This is a genomic window from Streptomyces sp. NPDC034043 (genome assembly GCF_055575675.1).
On record NZ_JBVISF010000003.1, the window covers coordinates 345,470 to 360,413 of the forward strand.

Sequence of the window (14,944 nt, forward strand, 5' to 3'; positions counted from 1 at the left end):
GCGGGTTCGTCCTTACGGGCTGGTCAGCGCGGGCGGGGCGCCCTGGTTTCGGGGGCGTTCATCGGCCATCCTGCCCCATACGATCAACCGGTAGGTGCTGGTGAACTCCGGGGTGCAGGTCGTCAGCGTGATGTACCGGCCCGGTTCGGTGAATCCGGAGCCCTCCGGCACCGGCTTGATCACCGCCACGTTGGCCGGGGAGGTCTGCGGCAGCGCGGAGGTCACCTGGTACGTGTAGTAAGCGTCCCGGGTCTCCACGACGATCGCGTCCCCCGGAACCAGCTGGTTGATGTAGCGGAACGGTTCCCCGTGGGTGTTGCGGTGTCCGGCGACCGCGAAGTTGCCCTGCCGGTCGGAGGGCATCGCCGTCTTCAGCGCACCCTCGCCGTAGTGCCCGACCATCCCCTTGTCGAGGACCTTGGCCTTGCTGATCCCCTCGGCCACCGGCACCTTGAGGTCCAGCTTCGGGATGTGCATGATCGCGAAGCCCTGGCCGGGCTCGAAGGCGGTCGCCGGGGGCGGCGCGCCCGTCCCCGGCGGGCGCTCCCAGGTCTGCTCGAGCGAGCCCGCGGCACCGTCCGCCGCCCGCTCCGCCAGGACGTTCGTGTACCAGAGCTGGTAGGTGACGAAGAGCAGCATCACCACCCCGGCGGTGATGAACAGCTCGCCGGCGGCCCTGCTGAGCACCACCACCGGACCGCCGGAGCGCGGACGGGCGCGCCTGCGGCCCCGGCCGCTCCCGCCGCGCCTGCGGGCGCGTGCGTGCGAGCGCTTCGCGGCCTCCTGCGCTGCCTTGCGCCGCGCGGCCCGGCCCTCGCTGGGCACGGACGGCGCGACCGCCGTCACGCGACGGCCTTGCCCACCACCGGGGCCAGCCCCACCGACCGCTCGACGGCGCCGGCGTCACCGCAGCGCACCAGCCAGTTCGCGAGCATCCGGTGCCCCCACTCGGTCAGCACCGACTCGGGGTGGAACTGGACGCCCTCCACATCGTGCTCCCGGTGCCGCAGGCCCATGATGATCCCGTCCTCGGTGCGCGCGGTCACCTCCAGCACGTCGGGCAGGGTCCCCGGCTCGGCCGCGAGGGAGTGGTAGCGGGTCGCGGTGAAGGGCGACGGCAGTCCGGCGAAGACGCCGAGTCCCTCGTGGACCACGGGCGAGGTCTTGCCGTGGAGCAGCTCGGGCGCGCGGTCCACCACGCCCCCGTAGGCGACCGCCATGGACTGCATGCCGAGGCAGACGCCGAAGACGGGGACGCCCGTGTCGGCGCAGTGCCGGACCATGTCCACGCAGACGCCCGCCTCTTCCGGGGTACCGGGCCCGGGCGAGAGGAGGACGCCGTCGAAGCCGTCCTGGGCGTGCGCGAGCTCCACCTCGTCGTTGCGCAGCACCTCGCATTCGGCGCCGAGCTGGTAGAGGTACTGGACCAGATTGAAGACAAAGCTGTCGTAGTTGTCGACAACCAGAATGCGCGCGCTCACGGAGTGGCTCCCGATCCCTCGTCCACCGTCACGTCGTTGAACGGAAGGAGCGGCTCGGCCCACGGGAACACGTACTGGAACAGCACGAACACCACCGCCAGGACCAGTACGAGAGAGATCAGCGCGCGCACCCACGCGTTGCCCGGCAGATGCCGCCAGATCCAGCCGTACATTCCGTCTGTTTCCTTCGTCGTCCACGTTGGTTCCTCGTACCGCGGGGGCGGTACCGCAACAGCCTAAGGGCCTGGGGGCCCGCGGCGGGGGTCAGCGGGGCAATCACCCCTTTCCGGCGGGGCCCGCGGGCCGGGTGCCGGTGAGCTCCGCCCAGACGACCAGCCGGTGGCTGTGGCCCCACTCGGGTTCGCAGGTGGTCAGGGTGAGGTACTTGCCGGGGGTGGCGAAGGGGGAGCGGCGCGGCACCGGGGCGACCACCCCGGTCTCGGTGGGCAGGATGCGCAGCGGTGCGGCCTGGACGGTGTACGTGTACCAGCCGGCGGCGTCCCGGACGGTCACGGTGTCCCCGGGGCGCAGCTGGGGGACGTCCTTGAAGGGGTCTCCGTAGGTGCGCCGGTGCCCGGCCACCGCGAAGTTGCCGTCGCCGCCGGGGCGGGCCGAGCCGGTGTAGTGGCCCAGGCCCTTCTTCAGCGGTTCGGGGTCCGTTCCCTCCAGGACGGGCCTGCTCCAGTCCTTGCCGAAGCGGGGGACGTACAGCTCGGCGAAGGCGCGGCCGGGCTGGTAGGGCGCCGGTTCCTGCCCTGCCGGGGGCACCGCCGAACCCGCAGCCGAACCCGCAGCCGAACCCGGTGCCGGGGCGGGGGCGGCGGCCGGGGCGGAGGCCGCCCAGCGGTCGTGCAGCCGGTCCCGCTCGGCTTGCGCGGCGCGGTCGGCCTTGACGCCGGTCCACAGCAGGACGTACGCCACGAACAGCACGATCAGCGTCCCGGCCGTCAGGCACACCTCGCTGACCGTCCGTACCACCAGGTGCAGTACGACGTCAGGACGCGGCGGACTCCAGCGGCTTCGCATAGTGGAGGTCCACTGTGCCCGAGTAGCCGGGCAGTGTCAGCCTCTTCTCCTCGTCCACCTTCCAGCCGAGCCCGTACGCGTTGACGTACAGCTGGTAGTTCTGGATGGCGGGGGAGGCGGCGAGGGCCTTGCGCAGCGCGCCCGGGTCGCCGATGGCGGAGATCTTGTAGGGGGGCGAGTACACGCGGCCCTGGAGGATCAGGGTGTTGCCGACGCAGCGGACCGCGCTGGTGGCGATCAGCCGCTGGCCCATCACCTCGATGCCGCCGGCGCCGCCCAGCCACAGGGCGTTGACCACGGCCTGGAGGTCCTGCTGGTGGATCACCAGGTCGTTGGGCTGCGGTTCGGGAACACCGGGGACGCGCGCGGTGGCGTTGGGCGGCGCGTCGTTGAGGGTGACGGTCAGGCCCCTGCCGGTGAGCTCCTCGGTGCCCGAGGCGGCGCGCAGGGCGGCGAGCCTGGCCTCCTCGGCCTTGGTGCTGCCGTTGTCGCGCTCGGCGAGGGCGTCCACCTGGGCGCGGGCGCCGGCGGCGCTCTTCTCCAGCTCGGCGTTCTTGGCGCTGCGCTCGTGGATGAGGTCGGACAGCTTCAGGAGGGAGGCATCCGTGCGGATGTTCGTACCCTTGGAAGTGTTGAAGCTGGTGACGAAGATGAGCCCGGCGAGGGCGAAGACGGCGGCCGTCAGCAGCCGGGCCGGCCTGGCCCGGCGGCGGGGGGCACCCGTGGAGGAGTCGTCGGAATCGCGCAACGTACCCTTCTCCTTCAACGCCAGAGGTCCACTACGCTAACGGACGCCCGGGGCAGGCAAGGTCCCCCAGCGCATCGACAGGAGAGCCCCTCGTGCCGAAGTCACGTATCCGCAAGAAGGACGACTACACGCCGCCGCCGGCGAAGCAGGCGCAGGCGATCAGGCTGACCAACCGCAGCTGGGTCGCCCCGGTCATGCTGGCCTTCTTCCTCATCGGTCTCGCGTGGATCGTGGTCTTCTACGTGACCGACACCCAGCTGCCGGTGGAGGCGCTGGGCAACTGGAACATCGTGGTCGGCTTCGGATTCATCGCGGCCGGTTTCGGTGTCTCCACCCAGTGGAAGTAGCGCCACGCACCATACCGGCGCAGCCGTGCGGCGCAAGCTCTCCCCATGAGTTATCCACAGCGTCATCCACACCTGAGGAAAAGACAGAAGATCTGTGGATAACTCTGTGGAGAGTTGACGCCGGTGTGATCAGGTGAGTGCGGCCGTCCGGACGACCACCAGCGCCACGGCCAGCAGGAACACCGCCGCACAGGTCGCCGTCTGGACGAGTGCCCGCCTGCGCCCCGCGGCGGGCACGAGCAGCCCCAGGGCGACCAGTGCGCCGGTCGCCAGGCCGCCGATGTGCGCCTGCCACGACACGGACAGGCCGATCGGCGCGAAGGTCACGAACAGCATGAGCCCGAGCGTCACCAGAACCGGCCGCAGCTCGTAGCGGAGCCGGCGGGCGAGCACGACGGTGGCGCCGAGCAGGCCGCAGACGGCGCCGGAGGCCCCGAGGGTGGGGGTGTTCGGCGCGGTCAGCAGGTAGACGAGGGCGCTGCCGCCCAGCCCCGACAGCAGGTAGAGCGCGAGGTAGCGGGCGCGGCCCAGGGCCGCCTCCAGCGGCCCGCCGATCACCCACAGGGCGAGCATGTTGCCGAAGACGTGCCACCACTCGACGTGCAGGAACACCGAGGTCAGCAGCCGGTGGTACTGCCCTGTGGAGATCCCTTCGACGGGCGCCCCGAAGTACTCGACGTAACGGCCGAGCAGCTCCAGCCGCACGGCCAGCCCCGGCACCGCCAGTACGGCGAGGAACACCGCCGCGTTGATCCCGATGAGGATCTTGGTGACGAGCTGGGGATCGGCGGTCACCAGCCCGCCCGCGACCGTGCGCGGGGCGTTGGCCGCCGGGGAGTGCCCGGTCCCGGAGCCGCCCCTGACGCACTCGGGGCACTGGAAGCCCACCGAGGCGCTGATCATGCACTCCGGGCAGATGGGCCGCTCGCAGCGGGTGCAGCTGATGCCCGTGTCGCGGTCCGGGTGGCGGTAGCAGCCCGGCAGACGGTCGGTGTCCATCGGTCCCCTCGGTCGGCGGCGGGCGGGGCCTGCGCCCCGCCGGTCCAGTACACATCGAGTACGGACGGGCGGGGCCCAAAGGTTCCCGCCCCGCCGCCCCGCGGGTCAGCGGCGCTCGACCGAGACCGACTGGATGATCACGTCGTCGAGCGGCCGCTCGGTGCGCGGGTTGGTGGCGCCGGAGGCGATGGCGTCCACGACCTTGCGGCTGGCCGCGTCGGTGACCTCGCCGAAGATGGTGTGCTTGCGGGTCAGCCAGGCCGTGGGGGCGACCGTGATGAAGAACTGCGAGCCGTTCGTGCCCGGGCCGGCGTTGGCCATGGCCAGCAGGTAGGGCTTGGTGAAGGCCAGGTCGGGGTGGAACTCGTCGGCGAACTGGTAGCCGGGACCGCCCGTGCCGTTGCCGAGCGGGTCACCGCCCTGGATCATGAAGCCGCTGATGACGCGGTGGAAGACGGTGCCGTCGTAGAGCGGGGCGGTGGTCTTCTGGCCGTCGGTGGGACGGGTCCACTCACGCGCGCCCGTGGCGAGCTCCACGAAGTTCCGGACCGTCTTGGGAGCGAAGTTCTCCAGCAGCTCGATCTCGATGTCGCCGTGGTTGGTCTTCAGGGTGGCGTAGAGCTTCTCGGCCACGGGTCTGCCTTCCCTAGTCATCACTGTCGGCCCGATCCTCCCACGGAGGGCAGAACGCCACGGAAATCCTCCACCCGTATGCCCTGTCACGCATGCGTCGGCAGCGCGGTGACAGGCATGATCCGACAAAGGGTGGAAAGGTGAACTGTGTCCGCCACCGAGGAGGAGGATCCCGTGACCCGCAAGGACAGCGTGCGCCTGGCCGCCGAGAACGCCAGGGACGCCGTGAAGTACGCAGCGGAAGTGGTGGCGCCGTACGCGGGAACCGCCATGGACGCGGCCGCGCACTACGCCCAGGAGGCGAACGAGCGGCTGGCGCCGAAGGTCTCGCACGCGGCCGGCCAGGCCACGATGCACGCGCGCGCGGCGTACGACAGCCACCTCCATCCGAGGATGCAGGCGGCACGCACGCACGTACCCCCGAACGTGGACCGGGCCGCGGTGAAGGCCGTCCACCACACGCGCGTCGCCGCGCGCCAGGCGGCCGACTACACGGCGCCCCGGATCGAGAGCGCGATCGCGGCGAGCCGGCCGGTGGCCGAGGAGGCCGCGTCCCGCTCGACGGCGGCGCTCGCGGCGCTGCGCGGGCAGGTGTCGGCGAAGGAGGTGCGGCGCCTGGTGCGGCGGCACGAGCGCCGGGCGCGGTGCGGCCGGTGGGTCAAGGGTGCCGCGCTGGTCGGGCTGCTGGCGGGCGGCGCCTTCGCGGCGTGGAAGTGGTGGGACCAGCAGTCGAACCCGGACTGGCTGGTGGAACCCCCGGCGGCCACCGAGCTGTCGGCTCAGGACGCGGCGCCGGCCGGCCTCGACGAGGAGCTGGCGGAGAAGGAGCTGGCGGAGAAGGAGCGCGAGGCGAACGGCGGCAAGAACGCCTGACGTCCGCCCGCACGGCACAAGGGGCCCGGATCCGCTCGACGGATCCGGGCCCCTTCGTTTCGTGGCGGCCGCTGTGACGCCAGCGCCACGGCCTAACCGGGCAGGGTCAGCACCATCCCGGGGCGGATGAGGTCCGGGTTGGAGCCGACCACGCCCCGGTTCATGGCGTACAGCTCGCGCCAGCGGGCCTCGTTGCCGAGCTCGTGGCGGGCGATCGCGGAGAGGGAGTCGCCCGGCTTGACGGTGTACGTGCGCTTCTTGGCGGCCGGCGCGGGCTTGGCGGGCACGGACTTCGGCGGCACCGGCTTCGGGGGAACCGACTTCGGGGGAACCGGCACCGCCTTGTGCGCGGCCGAGGCGGGGCTCGGGGTGGCGGGCGCCGTCGGCTTGGACGCCGCGGGCGGCGCCTTGGGCGGAGCGGCGGCGGCCATCCGCTCGGCGGCCGCCCTGGTGGCGGACGCGGCGTCCGCGTAGGAGTCCGCGTACTTGGAGCCCGTGTCGGAGCCGGTCTTCGGCCCCTGCCGCTCCGTCTGCCGTTTCGCCTTCTCGGCGGCCTCGTGCTCCTTCTTCTTGTCCGACTTCAGGAAATCGAAGAGTCCCATTGCGTGCGCCTCCGGCGTGCTGTTGCCCCCTGGCCTCATGGCCTCACCCCACTGTCGGTCACCCTCGGCCGTTCGGCCCCGTGACCGGTCCGTACGGGGGACCCCGCCCCGTCGGCTACCGCTGCCGGGCCCGGCGGGCCGGGCGGGGGCTCTCGGCGGGCACGCCCAGCGGCCCCTGCGCGAGGCGGCCGAGGACCCCAGCAGACACGCGCGGTCCTCTTCGGTGAGGTCGGCGAGGGCGTCGGCGTGGACCTGGTCGCCGCCTTCCTGCTGCGCCAGACAAGGCCCGCACCCCGCTGATGCCCCTGCGGATCCTCCGCTCGCGCACCGTGGCCGCCGCGAACCTGGTCCAGATGCTGATGGTGGCCGCGCTGTTCTCCTTCCAGGTCCTCGTCGCCCTCTACCTCCAGCAGGCGGCGGAGACCGGCCTCGCGATGCTGCCGGCCGCGCTGGCCATCGGCGGCGTCTCCCTCGGCGGGGCGGCGAAGCTGATCGCCCGCTTCGGGAGCGGGGCGTCCTGCTCACCGGCCTCGCCCTGCTGACCCGCCTCCCGGTGCGCTACGTCACCGACCTGCTGCCCGTGATGCTGCTGGCCTCGGGCTTCGGCCTGGCCCTGCCCGCGCTCACCGGGCTGGGGATGTCGGGGGCCGGCGAGCGCGACGCCGGGCTGGCGTCGGGCCTGTTCAACACCACCCAGCAGATCGGCATGGCCCTCGGCGTGGCCGTCCTCTCCACCCTGGCCGCCTCGCGCACCGAGGCCCTGACCGGCGCCGGCCGTGCCCGGCCCGAGGCCCTCACCTCCGGCTACCAGCTGGCCTTCGCCGTCGGCGCCGCCCTCCTGCTGGCCGCCACCGCCCGCGGCCGCCCTCCCGCGCCCCGCACGCACGCGCTGACACCGCGCCCCGGAGCCGGACCGCGCGTGCGCAAAAGACCCCCTGACCGGCATTCATGCTGGTCAGGGGGTCTTCTTGAAGTGGAGCCTAGGAGATTCGAACTCCTGACATCTGCCTTGCAAAGGCAGCGCTCTACCAACTGAGCTAAGGCCCCGAGCAACCGGACGTGGACCTCCCCGGGAAGAGAGCGTCCGTTCCGCAGGACAGAGTACCCGGTGCACCCCCGCATCCCGCAAAATGATGGGGACTCCCGCCCCGCGACCACGCTCCGTAAGATGCTCGCGAGGTTCGCACCAGCGAAGGGGAGTAGGAAGAGTGGACGCAGTACAGCAGGAGGCCACGGCCAGAGCCCGGGAACTCCAGCGCAGTTGGTACGGGGAGCCGCTCGGCGCACTGTTCCGGCGGCTCATAGATGACCTCGGTCTCAACCAGGCCCGCCTCGCTGCCGTGCTCGGGCTTTCGGCGCCGATGCTGTCCCAGCTGATGAGCGGACAGCGCGCCAAGATCGGCAACCCGGCCGTGGTCCAGCGGGTCCAGGCCCTCCAGGACCTCGCGGGTCAGGTGGCCGACGGCAGCGTCAGCGCCGCCGAGGCCACCGACCGGATGGACGAGATCAAGCACACCCAGGGCGGCTCCGTCCTCAGCAACAGCGGGCAGACCAGCACGGGTTCGGGGGCCCCCACCGTCAAGCGGGTCGTCCGCGAGATCCAGTCGCTGCTGCGCTCGGTCGCCGCGGCCGGCGACATCATCGAGGCGGCGGACACGCTCGCACCGACCCACCCCGAACTGGCAGAGTTCCTCCGGGTCTACGGGGCGGGCCGCACCTCTGAGGCGGTGTCCCACTACGAGGCCCACCAGAACTGACACACACGGGTTGACGGGGGACGGGCGCAGCGATGGGTGAGGTCTTCGCCGGCCGGTACGAGCTGGTCGATCCGATCGGGCGCGGCGGCGCCGGCGCCGTCTGGCGGGCCTGGGACCAGCGCCGCCGCCGGTACGTCGCCGCCAAGGTCCTCCTCCAGGGCGATGCGCACATGCTGCTGCGGTTCGTGCGCGAGCAGGCCCTGCGCATCGACCACCCCCACGTCCTCGCGCCGGCCAGCTGGGCGGCGGACGACGACAAGGTCCTGTTCACCATGGACCTCGTCGCGGGCGGCTCCCTCGCCCATGTGATCGGGGACTACGGGCCGCTGCCGCCGCGGTTCGTGTGCGTCCTGCTCGACCAGCTCCTGTCGGGGCTGGCGGCGGTGCACGCGGAGGGCGTCGTCCACCGCGACATCAAACCGGCCAACATCCTGATGGAGGCCACCGGAACCGGGCGGCCGCACCTGCGGCTGTCCGACTTCGGCATCGCCATGCGCAAGGGCGAGCCCCGGCTCACGGAGACGGACTACGTCGTCGGCACGCCCGGCTATTTCGCGCCCGAGCAACTGCGGGGCGCCGAGCCCGACTTCCCCGCCGACCTCTTCGCCGTCGGCCTGGTCGCCCTGTACCTGCTGCGGGGCCACAAGCCCGACTCACAGGCTCTGGTGGAGCATTGGCGGGAGCACGGCACCCCCGACGCCCCCGAAGGCGTCCCCGCGCCGCTGTGGGGCGTGATCTCGAACCTCCTGCACCCCGACCCGGACAGCCGCTTCCGGACCGCCACGGGGGCGCGCAAGGCCCTTGCCGAGGCCGCCCAGTTGCTGCCCGAGCCCGCCGCCGAGGAGGACCCGGTGGAGGTGTTCGACCAACTCGGGCCGCTTCCGGCCGGTTTCGGCCCCCAGGGGCCCGGAACGGCCGCTCCCGCGGCCGCGGCGGGTTTCGGACCGCCACCGGCCGCGTACGGGGCCGAGGGCACGAGCGGTTTCCACCTGGCGCCACCCGCCACGACCCCGCCGCTCCCGTCCCCCGCGCCCCCGACCCCGGCCGCCGCACCGCCCGCGTCCTCCCCGGCCCGCTCCGGCGGGATCGCCCCGCCCCCGGCGAAGGTCACCGCCGGCCTCCTCACGGCGGCCCTGCTGTGCTTCGCGGTCGGCGTCTGGGCGCTGACGCAGCTCTAGGCCGTGCGGGCTCCGCCGCGCCGGGCCAGCAGGATCCAGCCCCCGAGCACGAGCAGCAGCACCGTCCCCGTGCCGAAACCGGCCCCGGCCACGACCCGCATCGCCGAGGCGGTGCCCCGGGCGGCCGCCGCCTCGGGCGCGGTGAGCCCCTCCTTCGCGGCGGCCCGTTCGGCCGGGCCGACCCCGAAGCCGGCGGCCGTGAGGCTCTCCCTGTAGACCGGCGCCCCGGCCGGACCGCCGGTCACGGCCAGCCGCAGCGTGAGCGGCACCGGGGTCGCGTCCTCCGTGAACTCCGCGACCTTCCCGCCCAGGGTGACGGCGACGTAGTACCACCCGGCGAGCCCCAGGGGCCGTACCGCGGCCACGTCGGAGAAGCGGTTCCCGTACGCCACCGGCGCGGTCTTCGGCAGCGTCACGGCCGCCTGCCTGCCGTCGTACGAGGTGTCCCCGGACTCCACGAGTCCCCGGTACGGGCTGTACAGCGAGACGGTGAGCCCGTTGGAGGCGGAGCCGTAGTCCTTGGTCATCCGCGCCTTGGCGATCTCGGCGCCGACCCCCAGCTGCTGCCCCCAGTCCAGCGGCACCCGGTAGAACCGGGTCTGCCCGGGGCGCAGGTCGTCGCGCCAGACCCCGGAGTCCAGGGCGCGCGCGTCGTTGAAGCCGGTTCCTCCGGTACGCGGCACCGGGTCCGCGCCCGGCAGGGCCGGGGAGGCCGAGGGCCGGACGCTGGGCGCGGCGGTGGGGGCGGTGCCGGCGGCCGGGGCCGGCTCGCGCATGACGAGGAGCTCCACCGGCCATCCCGCCCGGTCGGAGTCCTTGCCCGCGCTCCGGGTGACCTTCGCGTAGTACGTGCCCGCGCCCTGGCACTCGGCGTCCTCCGCCAGCCGTCGCTGGCCGACCGCGCCGAGCGGGACCGCGTCGTAGCCGAAGGAGGCCCGGCCGGGGCCGGGCGGGCAGGCCCGGCCGGCGCTGGTCATGATCTCGACCTCGAGGTCGTCGCCGTAGCCGGCCTTCGCCCCGGCGGGCGGGTGCAGCACGGCGGAGACGTACACGGTGGAGGCGTCGTCCAGGCCGAGCCGGTAGAAGCGCTCGCCCGGGGCGAGGGTGTCCTCGTAGGACGTGCCGGTGTCCAGGAGCGGGGCGTCCGCCGTCGAGGGCGTGCCCCGGACCGGTTTGGCGCCCGGCGCGGTCCGGTACTCCGGCAACGCACGCCCGGACCCGGAAGGCCCGGCGGAAGGCCCGCCTGACGGTCCGGCAGCCGGTCCGGCAGCCGGCACCGCGTACGCCGTCCCCGGCAGCCACACCAGCCAGGCCGCCAGCCCCAGGGCCGCCGCCCCGGCCAGCGGCGCCCGCCGCGTCCGCCGTACCCGAACCATCACACCCACCCCGAATTTGCTACAGCAAGTCACATCTTTGCGTAATCGAACTTCTCCCGGGGAGCGGAACCGCAGGACGCCCCCGGAACAGCATGAAGCCCCGGCAGCAGCGGCGGCCGGGGCTTCATGGAATCAATCGTGGGGCTCACACACCGGAACCAGAGGGCACGGAGTCAGTTGCCTCCGTCCACAGGTCCTGCTCGGCGCGGTCCGCCTGGATCTGGCGGTACACGAGGAGCCCGCCGATGGCGGCCAGTGCGACCAGGAGCAGCTTCTTCACGGCGCGACCTCGTCTTTCGTAGACGTTGGGGACTTCTGGCGGCCAACAATACACACCGACCGATACCGATCGGTTACCTGGGACTCGCCCGGACGGCCCAACGACGAAGACCCCCAGGCCTTGGCCTGGGGGTCTTCGACTCTGTGGGGCTAACAGGATTTGAACCTGTGGCCTCATCCTTATCAGGGATGCGCTCTAACCAACTGAGCTATAGCCCCATCCGCGCTGCGCGCTGACTCCTGAAGATTAGCGCACAGACGCGGTCGAGCCAAAATCCGCTCCCCGCGGCCTTCGCCGCAGGTCAGTCAGCGGGTCATTCGTCCTCGGCCAGCGTGAGCTCCACGCCGCCCACGAAGCCCGCCGACAGGTTGTAGATGAAGGAACCCAGCGTCGCGAGCGCCGTCATCAGCACCACGTCGATCACCGCGATCACCGACGTGAAGATCAGCACGCGCGGCAGCGACAGGAACGACTGGAGGTCGAACCCGTTGCCCTCGTTCGAGCCGGTCGCCTCGCTGATGGTGCCGCCGACGGTCGAGAAGATGCCCATGGCGTCCATGACCATCCACAGCACCGCCGCCGCGACGACGGTGCACAGGCCCAGGGCGATGGAGAGCAGGAAGCTGACCTTCATCACCGACCACGGGTCGGCCTTCGCCACCCTCAGCCGCGCCTTGCGGGTCCTGGGGGCCGTACGGACCGCCTGGGCGGCCCCGCGCTGCGCACCCGGGCCCGAGGGCGCCGCGTAGGCCTGCGGGGCCTTCTGGGGCTGCTGCTTCTTCGGCTGGTCCTTGGCCTTGTCCTGCGCCTGGTCCGTGGCCTTGGCCTTGTCCTGCGTCTTGTCCTGCGCCTTCGGCTTGGGTTCCGGTTCTCGGGTGTCCGTCACGGTTCCCCCCTGGGAGTCCGCGGCGGGGCCACGGGCACCGTTCGCTCCAGTTTTGGCCGGTCCGGCGCCCGTGGCTCCACTCACGACTTACTCCTCGTGCTCCCCGGCCGAGGGCTCCGTGCCCTCGGCCACCCCGGCGGCCGGTGCGTCGGCCGCCGCGGCGTCGATCTCCGACTCGGTCTCCGACTCGATCTCGTCGACCTCGTCAGCTTCCTGACCGGCCTCGGCGTTGCGGGCGATGCCCACCACGGCATCGCGCTTGCCCAGATTGATCAGCTGGACGCCCATGGTGTCACGGCCGGTCTCCCTGACTTCGTTGACGCGCGTACGGATCACACCACCGCCGAGCGTGATGGCGAGGATCTCATCCGTCTCGTCGACCACCAGCGCGCCGACCAGCGAACCGCGGTCCTCGACGATCTTCGCCGCCTTGATGCCCAGACCGCCACGGCCCTGGACGCGGTACTCGTCCACCGCCGTCCGCTTCGCGTAGCCGCCGTCGGTGGCGGTGAAGACGAAGGTACCCGGCCGGACAACGCTCATGGAGAGCAGTTCGTCACCCTCGCGGAAGCTCATGCCCTTCACGCCCGAGGTGGCACGGCCCATCGGACGCAGCGCCTCGTCGGTCGCCGTGAAGCGGATCGACTGGGCCTTCTTGCTGATGAGCAGCAGGTCGTCCTCGGCGGACACCAGCTCCGCGCCGATCAGCTCGTCGGCGGTGCCGTCGGTGCCGTCGGCACCGGTCTCCCGGAGGTTGATGGCGATGACGCCGCCCGAGCGGGGGGAGTCGTAGTCCTTGAGCGCCGTCTTCTTCACCAGGCCGCCCTTGGTGGCCAGGATCAGGTAGGGCGCCGCCTCGTAGTCGCGGATCGCGAGCACCTGGGCGATCTTCTCGTCCGGCTGGAAGGCCATCAGGTTCGCCACGTGCTGCCCGCGCGCGTCACGGCCGGCGTCCGGGAGCTCGTACGCCTTGGACCGGTAGACGCGGCCCTTGTTCGTGAAGAACAGCAGCCAGTGGTGCGTGGTGGAGACGAAGAAGTGGTCGACCAGGTCGTCCTGCTTCAGCTTCGTGCCGCGCACGCCCTTGCCGCCGCGCTTCTGCGAGCGGTAGTCCTCGGTCTTGGTGCGCTTGACGTAGCCGCCGTGCGTGATGGTGACGACGATGTCCTCTTCGGCGATCAGGTCCTCGATGGACATGTCCCCGTCGAAGGGCACCAGCTTGGAACGCCGGTCGTCGCCGTACTTCTCGACGATCGCCGCGAGCTCCTCGCTCACGATCGAGCGCTGCTTCTCCGGCGAGGCCAGGATCGCGTTGTACTCGTTGATCTTCGCCTGGAGCTCGTCGTGCTCGGCGACGATCTTCTGCCGCTCCAGGGCCGCCAGGCGGCGCAGCTGCATCTCGAGGATCGCGTTGGCCTGGATCTCGTCGATCTCCAGGAGGCCCATCAGGCCCTCGCGCGCGATCTCGACCGTGTTGCTGCGCCGGATGAGGGCGATGACCTCGTCGATCGCGTCCAGCGCCTTGAGCAGGCCGCGCAGGATGTGGGCCCGCTCCTCCGCCTTGCGCAGACGGAAGCGCGTGCGCCGGACGATGACCTCGATCTGGTGCTGCACCCAGTGGCGGATGAACGCGTCGATCGACAGGGTGCGCGGCACCCCGTCCACCAGCGCCAGCATGTTCGCGCCGAAGTTCGTCTGCAGGTCGGTGTGCTTGTACAGGTTGTTCAGCACGACCTTGGCGACGGCGTCGCGCTTGAGGACGATCACCAGGCGCTGGCCGGTGCGCGAGGAGGTCTCGTCGCGCACGTCGGCGATGCCGCCGATCTTCCCGTCCTTCACCAGGTCCGCGATCTTCTGCGCGAGGTTGTCGGGGTTGGTCTGGTACGGAAGCTCCGTCACCACCAGGCACTGGCGGTTCTGGATCTCCTCGACCTCGACCACCGCGCGCATCGTGATGGAGCCGCGCCCGGTCCGGTACGCCTCCTCGATGCCCTTGCGGCCCACGACCAGCGCACCGGAGGGGAAGTCCGGGCCCTTGATCCGCTCCAGGAGCGCGTCGAGCAGTTCCTCGTGCGTGGCCTCGGGGTGCTCCAGCGCCCACTGCGCACCGGCCGCGACCTCGCGCAGGTTGTGCGGCGGGATGTTGGTTGCCATGCCGACCGCGATCCCGGCCGAGCCGTTGACCAGCAGGTTCGGGAAGCGCGCCGGCAGGACCGTCGGCTCCTGGTTGCGGCCGTCGTAGTTGTCCGTGAAGTCGACGGTCTCCTCGTCGATGTCCCGGAGCATCTCCATGGCCAGCGGCATCAGCTTGCACTCGGTGTAGCGCATGGCGGCCGCCGGGTCGTTGCCCGGGGAGCCGAAGTTGCCGTTGCTGTCCACCAGCGGCATGCGCATCGACCACGGCTGGGCCAGGCGGACCAGGGCGTCGTAGATCGAGGAGTCACCGTGCGGGTGGTAGGTGCCCATGACGTCACCGACGACGCGGGCGCACTTGTAGAAGCCCTTCTCGGGCCGGTAGCCGCCGTCGTACATCGCGTACAGCACGCGGCGGTGGACCGGCTTGAGGCCGTCCCGCACGTCGGGCAGCGCACGCGAGACGATGACGGACATCGCGTAGTCGAGGTAGGAGCGCTGCATCTCCGTCTCGAGCCCGACGGGCTCGATGCGCAGCACGGGCTGCTCCTCCGCGGGATTCTCTGCGGTGGGGGTGGTTTCGTCGGCCATTGCTGGTCAGAAATCCTTTCAGGCGGTCAGCTGA

15 protein-coding genes, 2 tRNA genes and 2 pseudogenes are annotated in these 14,944 nt (G+C 71.7%); 5 read left to right on the plus strand and 14 right to left on the minus strand.

From position 1 onward, the window contains the following. Positions 1 to 12 precede the first annotated feature (12 nt). The 5 genes and pseudogenes from ACZ51S_RS10075 to ACZ51S_RS10095 all read right to left on the minus strand — a co-directional run. Positions 13 to 690, minus strand: a pseudogene (locus ACZ51S_RS10075) (class E sortase); the annotation flags it as partial. Positions 691 to 842: 152 nt separating this feature from the next. Continuing rightward, positions 843 to 1,481: an aminodeoxychorismate/anthranilate synthase component II gene (locus ACZ51S_RS10080; RefSeq protein WP_388932862.1), complete on the minus strand. Its 639-nt coding sequence runs from the start codon at positions 1,479 to 1,481 to the stop codon at positions 843 to 845. Further along, positions 1,478 to 1,654 carry a hypothetical protein gene (locus tag ACZ51S_RS10085; protein ID WP_030011120.1) on the minus strand — a complete coding sequence of 59 codons (177 nt, stop codon included), beginning with the start codon at positions 1,652 to 1,654 and terminating at the stop codon, positions 1,478 to 1,480. Before ACZ51S_RS10085 ends, ACZ51S_RS10080 begins: the two co-directional genes overlap by 4 nt. A gap of 103 nt (positions 1,655 to 1,757) precedes the next feature. After that, positions 1,758 to 2,507, minus strand: a complete 750-nt coding sequence (locus ACZ51S_RS10090) for a class E sortase (RefSeq protein ID WP_468960450.1) — start codon at positions 2,505 to 2,507, stop codon at positions 1,758 to 1,760. After that, positions 2,476 to 3,255, minus strand: a complete 780-nt coding sequence (locus ACZ51S_RS10095; RefSeq protein WP_468960452.1) for a DUF881 domain-containing protein — start codon at positions 3,253 to 3,255, stop codon at positions 2,476 to 2,478. Before ACZ51S_RS10095 ends, ACZ51S_RS10090 begins: the two co-directional genes overlap by 32 nt. 92 nt (positions 3,256 to 3,347) lie before the next feature. Here ACZ51S_RS10095 and crgA point away from each other — a divergent pair, with 92 nt between their 5' ends. Continuing rightward, positions 3,348 to 3,602: a cell division protein CrgA gene (gene crgA, locus ACZ51S_RS10100; RefSeq protein WP_388932855.1), complete on the plus strand. Its 255-nt coding sequence runs from the start codon at positions 3,348 to 3,350 to the stop codon at positions 3,600 to 3,602. A 129-nt stretch (positions 3,603 to 3,731) separates the two neighbouring features. On the opposite strand, the gene ACZ51S_RS10105 is transcribed toward crgA, so the two are convergent. Further along, positions 3,732 to 4,601, minus strand: a complete 870-nt coding sequence (locus ACZ51S_RS10105) for a rhomboid family intramembrane serine protease (RefSeq protein WP_468475143.1) — start codon at positions 4,599 to 4,601, stop codon at positions 3,732 to 3,734. Positions 4,602 to 4,706: 105 nt separating this feature from the next. Continuing rightward, a complete protein-coding gene (locus ACZ51S_RS10110; protein ID WP_467885441.1) occupies positions 4,707 to 5,234 on the minus strand; it encodes a peptidylprolyl isomerase in 528 nt (175 codons plus the stop codon). 174 nt (positions 5,235 to 5,408) lie between these two features. Between ACZ51S_RS10110 and ACZ51S_RS10115 the strand changes: the two genes are divergently transcribed. Next, complete coding sequence (locus ACZ51S_RS10115; protein ID WP_468475144.1) at positions 5,409 to 6,107, plus strand: DUF5324 family protein; 699 nt, start codon at positions 5,409 to 5,411, stop codon at positions 6,105 to 6,107. 92 nt (positions 6,108 to 6,199) lie between these two features. Here ACZ51S_RS10115 and ACZ51S_RS10120 read toward each other — a convergent pair whose 3' ends face one another. Further along, entirely contained in the window at positions 6,200 to 6,709 is a 510-nt protein-coding gene (locus ACZ51S_RS10120) for a LysM peptidoglycan-binding domain-containing protein (protein WP_468801471.1), read from the minus strand. Between the two features lie 252 nt (positions 6,710 to 6,961). On the opposite strand from ACZ51S_RS10120, the pseudogene ACZ51S_RS10125 reads away from it, so the two are divergent. Continuing rightward, positions 6,962 to 7,604 (plus strand): annotated as a pseudogene (locus ACZ51S_RS10125) (MFS transporter); the annotation flags it as partial. Between the two features lie 79 nt (positions 7,605 to 7,683). Here ACZ51S_RS10125 and ACZ51S_RS10130 read toward each other — a convergent pair. Next, positions 7,684 to 7,756: transfer RNA gene (locus ACZ51S_RS10130), tRNA-Ala, on the minus strand. 161 nt (positions 7,757 to 7,917) lie between these two features. Between ACZ51S_RS10130 and ACZ51S_RS10135 the strand changes: the two genes are divergently transcribed. Both ACZ51S_RS10135 and ACZ51S_RS10140 read left to right on the plus strand, forming a co-directional pair. After that, positions 7,918 to 8,466 (plus strand): helix-turn-helix domain-containing protein, encoded by a 549-nt coding sequence (locus tag ACZ51S_RS10135; protein WP_362456741.1) that lies wholly within the window; start codon positions 7,918 to 7,920, stop codon positions 8,464 to 8,466. Positions 8,467 to 8,498: 32 nt separating this feature from the next. Continuing rightward, positions 8,499 to 9,644 carry a serine/threonine-protein kinase gene (locus ACZ51S_RS10140; protein WP_468960456.1) on the plus strand — a complete coding sequence of 382 codons (1,146 nt, stop codon included), beginning with the start codon at positions 8,499 to 8,501 and terminating at the stop codon, positions 9,642 to 9,644. Here the strand turns inward: ACZ51S_RS10140 and ACZ51S_RS10145 are convergent. The 5 genes from ACZ51S_RS10145 to gyrA form a co-directional block, all read right to left on the minus strand. Beyond that, entirely contained in the window at positions 9,641 to 11,020 is a 1,380-nt protein-coding gene (locus ACZ51S_RS10145) for a hypothetical protein (protein ID WP_468475254.1), read from the minus strand. The two genes, ACZ51S_RS10140 and ACZ51S_RS10145, sit on opposite strands and share 4 nt — an antisense overlap. Before the next feature lie 145 nt (positions 11,021 to 11,165). Continuing rightward, on the minus strand, positions 11,166 to 11,300 hold the full coding sequence (locus tag ACZ51S_RS10150) for a DLW-39 family protein (protein WP_208809277.1): 135 nt from the start codon (positions 11,298 to 11,300) through the stop codon (positions 11,166 to 11,168). Between the two features lie 144 nt (positions 11,301 to 11,444). Continuing rightward, positions 11,445 to 11,518: transfer RNA gene (locus ACZ51S_RS10155), tRNA-Ile, on the minus strand. A gap of 95 nt (positions 11,519 to 11,613) precedes the next feature. After that, positions 11,614 to 12,270, minus strand: coding sequence for a DUF3566 domain-containing protein (locus ACZ51S_RS10160; RefSeq protein WP_468801475.1), 657 nt, complete (start codon positions 12,268 to 12,270; stop codon positions 11,614 to 11,616). A gap of 3 nt (positions 12,271 to 12,273) precedes the next feature. Further along, positions 12,274 to 14,910, minus strand: coding sequence for a DNA gyrase subunit A (gene gyrA, locus ACZ51S_RS10165; protein ID WP_468801477.1), 2,637 nt, complete (start codon positions 14,908 to 14,910; stop codon positions 12,274 to 12,276). Between the last annotated feature and the right edge of the window lie 34 nt (positions 14,911 to 14,944).

Bases quoted from the DNA above. Each gene is read 5' to 3' on its own strand.
- ACZ51S_RS10085 (WP_030011120.1), bottom strand. From the start codon at position 1,654: ATGTACGGCTGGATCTGGCGGCATCTGCCGGGCAACGCGTGGGTGCGC.
- ACZ51S_RS10090 (WP_468960450.1), bottom strand. From the start codon at position 2,507: ATGCGAAGCCGCTGGAGTCCGCCGCGTCCTGACGTCGTACTGCACCTG.
- ACZ51S_RS10105 (WP_468475143.1), bottom strand. From the start codon at position 4,601: ATGGACACCGACCGTCTGCCGGGCTGCTACCGCCACCCGGACCGCGAC.
- ACZ51S_RS10120 (WP_468801471.1), bottom strand. From the start codon at position 6,709: ATGGGACTCTTCGATTTCCTGAAGTCGGACAAGAAGAAGGAGCACGAG.
- ACZ51S_RS10140 (WP_468960456.1), top strand. From the start codon at position 8,499: ATGGGTGAGGTCTTCGCCGGCCGGTACGAGCTGGTCGATCCGATCGGG.
- ACZ51S_RS10145 (WP_468475254.1), bottom strand. From the start codon at position 11,020: ATGGTTCGGGTACGGCGGACGCGGCGGGCGCCGCTGGCCGGGGCGGCG.
- gyrA (WP_468801477.1), bottom strand. From the start codon at position 14,910: ATGGCCGACGAAACCACCCCCACCGCAGAGAATCCCGCGGAGGAGCAG.